Below are 2,405 nucleotides of genomic sequence, written 5' to 3' on the forward strand. Positions count from 1 at the left end.
TGCCTGTGCTGCTAAGGGCGACGAAGGCGTGAAGCTCGTCATTAACCACGATTCCGGCTTCTCCGAGATCGTCGGCGTTGTGAAAGATTTCCGCATTGAAGGCGACCACCTGCGCGGCGACGCCTACCTGCTCGATAGTCACCCCCAGCGCGCTCACATTCTCGAAGTCGCTACCAAGATGCCGAAGAACTTCGGCCTTTCGGTCGAGACTTTCGGGGAAAACGAAAAAATACCCAACACCAAACGTCAGCTTTACCGGTGCGCTGAAATCGACGCTATCGCGTTGGTCCCAAGCCCCGCCGCAAACGCTAACGGCCTACTATCGGTTGACACCGCACCTAAAGAAATGGACGAAGAAAAAATCGCTGAAATTGTCGGCACCGCTGTTGCTGGTGCCATCGCCCCCATCGAAGAGCGCTTGAAGAAGCTCGAAGAAGCCGAACCGGAAGAGAAGCCGGAAGAAAACCTTGAGAGCGACGAAAAGAAGGAAGAAGAGAAGCTTGCCAAGCTCGCCGCCAAGGCAGCCGCCGACGCCGTCACCAAGTTTGCCTCGACCATCGGCATGAGAAAGAACAAGGAGCCTTCCGAGCAGGACGGCCAGCGCAAAGGCATGACGAAGTTTGAAGCGAAGGTCGAAGAGATGGTCAAGCTCGGCGTGAAGAATCCCGGTCAAGCCGCTGTCTTGAAATACCCGGATCTCTACAACGAGCACCGCATCAGCCTTGAGAAAGGGGGCAACTAATCCATGGTCAACTATACCAGAATTGAAGGCGGCTCCCGAACGATCACGGTCGGCGCATCGGCTGTTGATGCCTATCTCCGCGTCAAGCTCGGCACGGACGGCAAGCATGTCGTCTGCGGCCTGACTGAATTCGGCGACGCGGTCACCGACCAGCCCATTGCAGCCAATGACGCAGGCGCAGCCCGGTTCACCAACGCGCCCGGGCATCAGCAAGGCATTGCCTCAGGGGCTATCGCCTCCCCCGGCCTTAACCTCTACGCCGCTGCTGGCGGCAAAGTCTCCACTACGCAGGGCGCGAACGCTCCGCTGGTGGGCATTTCGGAACACGCCACGCTCGACGGCGACGTTGTCACCTACATCGGAACCGCGCTTACCGCTGTCACCGTTTCTGGCGGCTAACCACAGTTTTACATTATGGCATTTCGTTCAAACATTTCCGCCGCGCCACGGGATGAGATTTCCGCTGCGATCGTTGAGGGGGCAAGCCTCAATACTCAACTGATCTGGCAGGACGTCCTTCCTCCGCTCGGCCTCAATAAACGCACCGCGCACCTTCCAAAGCTCACTATTGCGGGCGCGGAACTGAATCGGATCATCGAAGGGCTCAAAGCATCCGGCGTGGATTATCCGCGCATGACTGCAACCATCGGGGAGTTCATCCTCAACCCGGCGATTCGCGGTCAGGAGATCGGCATCCCGTTGGAGGATGAGATGGACTACGCCCATCTGTTCAGCCTTGAGACGTTCTACGCCCGCCAGCTTGGGCAGAACATGCTTTCGCTCACGCTGGAGTACCAGACGGCCCTGACGATCTTCTCGACCGCAAACTTCGGCACAGCGGAGAACTCCAAAGTTGCCTACACCGATGCCTTGATCGACACCATCTCGCTGGTCGCTGACATCCTTGCCGCCCTTAATCGGGTGCGGGACGCCGGGGAAGAGCCTGACACGGTCATCATTCCTGCGCTGGTTCTGGAGCGCTGCTCTCAGGGCAAGCTAGTCAAGGAATGGGTCGCAGGTCAGCTTGCGCCCGGGTCGGAAGTCACCGCTACCTCTCTGGAAAACGCCATTAACAGGCAGGGCTACCAGGTCAAAGTCAAGGTTGGCCGCGCCATGTACAACAGCGCGCCGAAGGGCAAAAAGACCCTCACCCGCATTTGGTCGAATAGCTACATCTGGGTCGGTCGCGCCGGGTACAAGAATGTCGCTGGCGATGCGGGGATTCCAATTCTTGACGGTGTCGGCGCAACCGCCTATTGGGAATCGTACGGCCTCTACGTCGGCGAAACCTACGAGGACAAACCGAAGGATCAGCAGGTCGTTCGCGGCAAGGTGTCGGGTAATCCGACGATCTTCAACGCCAACGCCGGTACGCTGATCGCTACCCAGTACGCTTAAGCTATGAGCAAGGACAAGACCTCCATCACCCCGCCCGCCGACCCTCCCAAGGATGCGCCCAAAGACGTCTTTTACGTCTACGCCCGCGATGGCGCTCTCTACTCCCTGAGCGTTGACCCGCACAACCCCTACGGGAAGACACATCGCGCCACCACCGAAGGCCGCACCTGGGAGGGGACGGCGGCAGAGTTCAAGCGCGACTTTGATCGTGTCGATTAAATAGCAGTTTCTCCTGCGCGACCGGGGGCCGGAATGGGTTTTGTTG

4 protein-coding genes are annotated in these 2,405 nt (G+C 58.6%); all 4 read left to right on the plus strand.

The window, feature by feature from the left end:
- A partial coding sequence (locus WBF74_RS06550) for a hypothetical protein (protein ID WP_424436992.1) occupies nt 1-742 on the plus strand: 742 nt, incomplete at its 5' end.
- Nucleotides 743-745: 3 nt separating this feature from the next.
- On the plus strand, nt 746-1,141 hold the full coding sequence (locus tag WBF74_RS06555; RefSeq protein WP_424436995.1) for a hypothetical protein: 396 nt from the start codon (nt 746-748) through the stop codon (nt 1,139-1,141).
- A gap of 15 nt (nt 1,142-1,156) precedes the next feature.
- Entirely contained in the window at nt 1,157-2,140 is a 984-nt protein-coding gene (locus tag WBF74_RS06560) for a hypothetical protein (protein WP_424436998.1), read from the plus strand.
- Between the two features lie 3 nt (nt 2,141-2,143).
- A complete protein-coding gene (locus WBF74_RS06565) occupies nt 2,144-2,359 on the plus strand; it encodes a hypothetical protein (RefSeq protein ID WP_424437001.1) in 216 nt (71 codons plus the stop codon).
- Nucleotides 2,360-2,405: the final 46 nt, after the last annotated feature.

The sequence above is a fragment of the Parvibaculum sp. genome, from assembly GCF_049672805.1.
Classification (GTDB): Bacteria; Pseudomonadota; Alphaproteobacteria; order Parvibaculales; family Parvibaculaceae; genus Parvibaculum.

Bases quoted from the DNA above. Each gene is read 5' to 3' on its own strand.
- WBF74_RS06555 (WP_424436995.1), top strand. From the start codon at position 746: ATGGTCAACTATACCAGAATTGAAGGCGGCTCCCGAACGATCACGGTC.
- WBF74_RS06565 (WP_424437001.1), top strand. From the start codon at position 2,144: ATGAGCAAGGACAAGACCTCCATCACCCCGCCCGCCGACCCTCCCAAG.
- WBF74_RS06560 (WP_424436998.1), top strand. From the start codon at position 1,157: ATGGCATTTCGTTCAAACATTTCCGCCGCGCCACGGGATGAGATTTCC.